The organism is Nocardiopsis lucentensis DSM 44048 (assembly GCF_000341125.1).
Lineage (GTDB): Bacteria > Actinomycetota > Actinomycetes > Streptosporangiales > Streptosporangiaceae > Nocardiopsis > Nocardiopsis lucentensis.
In genome coordinates, this window is record NZ_ANBC01000476.1 from 1 (window position 1) to 5,474 (window position 5,474).

At 75.2% G+C, this 5,474-nt stretch carries 3 protein-coding genes; 1 reads left to right on the forward strand and 2 read right to left on the reverse strand.

Translation table 11 applies throughout. The annotated features are described in order from the left end of the window. Positions 1 to 102 precede the first annotated feature (102 nt). Complete coding sequence (locus tag D471_RS0117025; protein WP_026127806.1) at positions 103 to 1,143, forward strand: NAD(P)-dependent alcohol dehydrogenase; 1,041 nt, start codon at positions 103 to 105, stop codon at positions 1,141 to 1,143. Here the strand turns inward: D471_RS0117025 and D471_RS41845 are convergent. Beyond that, entirely contained in the window at positions 1,110 to 2,405 is a 1,296-nt protein-coding gene (locus D471_RS41845; RefSeq protein WP_017599743.1) for a thioesterase domain-containing protein, read from the reverse strand. The genes D471_RS0117025 and D471_RS41845 overlap by 34 nt on opposite strands. Continuing rightward, positions 2,321 to 5,380 carry an SDR family NAD(P)-dependent oxidoreductase gene (locus D471_RS34785; protein ID WP_449406569.1) on the reverse strand — a complete coding sequence of 1,020 codons (3,060 nt, stop codon included), beginning with the start codon at positions 5,378 to 5,380 and terminating at the stop codon, positions 2,321 to 2,323. Before D471_RS34785 ends, D471_RS41845 begins: the two co-directional genes overlap by 85 nt. Positions 5,381 to 5,474: the final 94 nt, after the last annotated feature.

A 5,474-nucleotide genomic window follows, 5' to 3' on the forward strand; every position in this document is an offset into this window, starting at 1 on the left:
GCTGGACGGAGGCCTGGGTGCGCCCCTGACGGCCCGGCACACTCGGTCGTGCGTCCGCCCCGAAGGAAGGGACGGACGGTGAGCGAACCCGAGGAGAACCCTTTGACCACCGTCGCCGCCTACGCCGCGCCCGCCGCCAAGGCCCCGCTGGAGCGCACCACCATCGAGCGGCGCCCCGTCGGCGAGTCCGACGTCCGGATCGACATCAAGTACGCCGGCATCTGCCACTCCGACATCCACCAGGCCCACGAGGGCTGGGGCGAGTCGATCTTCCCCATGGTCCCCGGCCACGAGATCTCCGGTGTGGTCGCCGAGGTCGGCCCCGGAGTGACCCGGTACGAGGTCGGTGACCGCGTGGGGGTCGGCTGCTTCGTCGACTCCTGCCGCGAGTGCGACCAATGCGAGAAGGGCCTGGAGCAGTACTGCGCCGAGGGCATGACCGTCACCTACAACGGCCTCGACCGCCAGGGCGAGCCCACCTACGGCGGCTACTCCACCGGCATCGTGGTGGACGAGAGGTACGTGCTGCGCATCCCCGACTCCCTGCCCCTGGACACGGCCGCGCCGCTGCTGTGCGCGGGCATCACGTCCTACTCGCCGCTGCGCCGGGCCGAGGTCGGTCCCGGATCGAAGGTCGCCGTCCTGGGCCTGGGCGGCCTGGGCCACATGGGCGTGAAGTTGGCGCACGCCATGGGCGCGGAGGTGACCGTGCTCAGCCAGTCGCTGCGCAAGCGCGACGACGGCCTGCGCATGGGCGCCGACCACTACCACGCGACCAGCGACCCGGCGACCTTCGAGGCGCTGGCCGGGACGTTCGACCTGATCCTGTCGACGGTGTCGGTGGCGCTCGACTTCGACCAGTACCTCGGCCTGCTGCGGCCGGGCGGTGTGCTGGCCAACGTCGGCGCCCCCGACGACCCCGTCTCGCTGAACCTGTTCTCCCTGATGACGGGCGGCCGCAGCCTGGTCGGGTCGATGATCGGCGGCGTCTCCGAGACCCAGGAGATGCTGGACTTCTGCGCCGAGCACGGCCTCGGCGCGCAGATCGAGGTGATCCGCGCGGAGGAGGCCAACCAGGCGTGGAAGCGCGTGGTCGACAGCGACGTGCGCTACCGGTTCGTCATCGACACCGCCACGATCTGAGCGACCGCGCTCTCGACCGCCTCCGCCGTGGTCCCGGCGTGCCCCTCCAACATGGTGAGGTGGTCACCCGGGACCTCGACGCGGATATGCTCGCCCGGCCATCGCCACCCGGCCCCGAGTTCCCCTCCCGACACGGCTCGAACCGGGGCCTGTGGACGGACCTGGACGGTCGGGACCGGCAGGGTACGGGGACGCCAGTCGGCGAACAGGTCGAGGTAGCCTCCCATGGCGGTCAGCCGCGCCTCGTCCAACAGCTCGAACTCGCCGGCCCGCGCGGTCACCGCGTCGGTGACGATCGGCAGCATGCCCGGTTCGTCCGGGAGGGGTGTGTCGAGCAGTACGAGGCCCTGGGGCGGGCGGCCGCGACGGTGCAGTTCCTCGGCGACCTCGTGGGCCGCCCATCCGCCCGACGACCGGCCCACGAGGACGAACGGCGCTCCGTCCGCCGCCCGGAGCGCGGCGTCGGCCTGGCCGTCGGTCAGGACCGCGCGGTCGGCGGGCAGGCGCTCACCGTCCACGAACCCGGGCGCCGGGAGGACCTGGACCCGGCGGCGTCCGCGCGACCGGGCCGCGAAGCGGGCGAACTCCTGTGCGCCCGAGGTCATGACGAGGGACGGAAGGCAGATCAGGACCGGCTGTTCGGGGCCGGTGGCGAGCGGCACCGGCTCGACCGGCCAGGTGTCGTCGCCGGTGAACACCGCCCGGGCCCTCGACTCGGCACGGACCAGCGCGATCGCCTCCTCCGGCCGCCCGTCCCAGCAGGCGGAGCGGAAGCGTGCGACCAGCCCGTCGACGGTTTCGTCGCGGTCGGCGAGACCGACCGGGCCGACCGCGGTCTCCGACGGCGCCGCCCCGGCCGACGTGCCCGGAGCCCCCGCGCCCATCTCCGTGTCCACGTGGGCGGCCAGTGCCTTCGGGCTCCGGTGGGTGAGGACCACGGTCGCGGGCAGCCGCAGTCCGGTGACCTCGCGCAGGTGGTTGCGCAGCTCGACGGCGGTGAGGGAGTCGAACCCGGCTTCCAGGAAGTCCCGGTCGGCCGCCACCCGGTGACCGGTGGGGTGGCCGAGGATCTCGGCGGCGCGCTCACCGATGAGGTCCGCCAGCAGGGCACGGCGTTCGGCCCCTGGAGCAGAGGACCGCAGACGTTCGGCCGCCCTGGTGCCGTGAACGGGCCGGTTCACCTTCGCGCGCACGAGTCCGCGCAGCAGGGAGGGGACGTCCTCGGGCGAGGCGGTCCGCGCCCGCAGACCGGCCAGGTCCATCGGCACGGGGAGCAGGTGGGGGTGGCCGGNNNNTCGTCGGAGCCGATCGCCGTCACCCCCCAGGTGCGGGTCATGCGTGCGGTCTCGACCGCGCCGAGGTGGCCGGTCATCGCGCTCGCGTCGGCCCATCGTCCCCAGGACAGGGACTGCGCGGGCAGTCCGAGGGCGCGCCGGTGGTGGGCGAGGGCGTCCAGGAAGGTGTTGGCCGCGGCGTAGGCGGGCTGCCCCGCCGAGCCGAACACCCCGGCCGCTGAGGAGAAGAGCACGAAGGTGTCCAGGTCGAGGTCGGCGGTGGCCCGGTGCAGGTTCCAGGCCCCGTCGACCTTGGGCCGCAGGACCCGCTCCAGTGCGGGGGCGCCGAGCCCGGTGACGGTGGCGTCGTCGAGCACGCCCGCCGCGTGGACCACACCCGTGAGCGGACGGTCGGGGGAGACCGACGCCACGAGATCTCGGACCTGCTCGGGGTCGGCGACGTCGCAGGCGGCGACGGTCACCCGGGCCCCCAGGGCGCCGAGTTCCCCGACCAGGTCGGCCGCTCCGGGGGCCTCGCTCCCCCGTCGGCCGGTCAGCAACAGGTGGCTGACGCCGTGGCGGACCACCAGGTGGCGGGCGACGAGGGCGCCGAGCGTACCGGTTCCGCCGGTGACCAGCACCGTGCCGCCCGATCGTCCGCGTGCGGCGAGGTCCAGGACGATCTTGCCGACGTTGTGCCCCCGCTGCATGAGGCGGAAGGCGTCCGCCGCCCGCTCGACGGGGTGGCGGGTGACCGGGATGCCGGGGAGTTCCCCCTTCTCCAGCAGGGGCAGGATCACGGCGAAGGCGCGGCGGACGCGTTCCTCTGGCAGCGTCGACAGGTCGAACGGCAGATAGGCGACGCCGTCGTGGTCGGCCGCGACGCGGTCGGGGTCGCGGAGGTCGTTGCGGCCCAGTTCCACGAAGCGCCCCCCGGGTGCCGTCAACCGCAGCGACGCGTCGACCGCGGCGCCGGTGCGGGAGTTGAGGACGACGTTCACGGGTGGGGCCGCCGCGCGGAACCGCTCCTCGAAGTCGAGGCGGCGGGAGTGGGCCAGGTGTTCGTCGGCGATTCCCGCCCTCCTGAGCACGTCCCACTTCTCCGGGCTGGCGGTGGCCAGGACCGTGGCGCCCAGGTGCCGGGCCACGTGGACGGCGGCCTGGCCGGTGCCCCCGGCCGCCGAGTGGACGAGGACCGTTTCGCCGGCCGCGAGCCCGGCCTCCTCGACGAGCGCGAGGTGGGCGGTGAGGTAGGCGGCGGGCGTCGCGGCGGCCGCGGCGTCGTCCCACCCCTCCGGGACGCGGGCCACGAGCGCGCGCCGGGCGACGGCCACCGGAGCGAAGGCCCCGGGGAACAGGCCCATCACCCGGTCGCCCGGAGCGAGGTCCGCCACGTCCGGGCCGACCTCCAGGACGACCCCGGCGCCCTCGTTGCCGATCTCCCCGGAACCCGGGTACATCCCCACGGTCATGAGGACGTCGCGGAAGTTGACCCCGGCGGCGCGGACCGCGATGCGGACCTCACCGGACCGCAGTGGGCGCCGCTGGTCGGGGTCCGCGACCGGGGCGAGGCCGTCGATCCGCCCGGGTTCGCGTACGCGCAGGCGCCAGTCGGTCCGGCGACGGGGCCACCGCGGTCCCGTGTCCCCGTGGTCGGCCTCGGCCAGGCGCGCGACGTACGCGCGACCGTCCCTGAGCGCGACCCGGGGCTCTCCGGTGGCGAGCGCGGCACTCACTCCGGCCGTGTCGAGCCGGTCGGTGTCGAGCAGGAGGAAGCGGCCGGGATGCTCGCTCTCCGCCGAGGCCACCAGCCCCCACACGGCCGCGCCCGCCAGATCGACGTCCCGGTCCTTGGTGTCCTCGGGGATCCGGACGGCCCCGCGCGTGGCCACGACGATCCTGGCCGCGTCGAGTCGTGCGTGGTCCACCCACCCCTGGACGAGGGTCAGGACGCGGTGGAGCTCGGCGCGGACGCGGTCGGGGGCGTCGCCGTCCCGGGCCGGGACGGGTACCAGGACCAGGTCCGGGACGGGCGCCCCCGACTCCAGCGCGGACTCCAGGGCCGCGGCGTCGGCGTACCGTTCCACGCCCTCCGGACCCTCCGCGCCGACCGTCACCCATGTGCGGGGCTCCGGTGCGTGGTCCTCGACGCCCGCGTGTTCCGCCTCCGTCCAGTCCACACGGAACAGGGCGGGCGGTTCGGCGGCGGTCGGCGCGTCGCGGACGGTGAGCCGGTCGATCGACAGGACCGGTGTGCCGTCATCGGCCGTGTAGCGGACCGACCACGTGTCACGGCCGGTCCGGGTGGTCCGCACGCGCAGGCGTGCCGGCGCCCGGTCGGTGTGCGCCCGGACCCCGTTCCAGGAGAACGGGAGCGGCCGGCCCGGCCTCCCGTCACCGTTCACGTGGTCGAGCAGGAGCGCGTGCAGCCCCGCGTCGGCGAGCGCGGGGTGCGGTCCGGCCATCCCCCGTGCGTCCTCCGGCGGAGTGTGCGCCTCGACCTCGCCCACCACGCCGTCTCCGTGCCGCCAGGCGGCGCGCAGTCCGCGAAAGGCCGGTCCGTAGTCGTAGCCGTGCGCGGCGAGCCGGGCGTAGGCGCCCTCGACCGGCAGCGGCTCGGCGTCCGCGGCGGGGGTCTCCCCGTGCTCCGCCGCCCGGGTGGTCCCCGGGGCCAGCTCCCCCTCGGCGTGCGCGGTCCAGTCGTCGGCGCCGGGGGCCTGGGACAGCACGCGGACGGTCCGGTGATCGGAGCCGTCCGGTGCGTCGACCAGGACCTGGATCCGGAGTCCGGCCCCGTCGCGGGGCAGCTCCACGGGTGTGCTCAGGGTGAGGTCGGCGATCTCGGGGCACCCGCACGCGCGCCCGGCGTGCAGCACGAGTTCCACCACCGCGCTCCCGGGGAGCAGGGTCCGGCCGTCCACCACGTGGTCGGCCAGCCAGGAGTGGCGGGCGGGGTCGAGCACGCCGGTGAAGAGGGTCCGTCCCGTGTCCCCGACCGGGACGCGCGCGCCCAGGAGCGGGTGGTCCGCGTCCGACAGTCCCAGAGCGGCGGGGGGG

Coding starts and splice junctions, on each gene's coding strand:
- D471_RS41845 (WP_017599743.1), bottom strand. CDS start 2,405: ATGGACCTGGCCGGTCTGCGGGCGCGGACCGCCTCGCCCGAGGACGTC.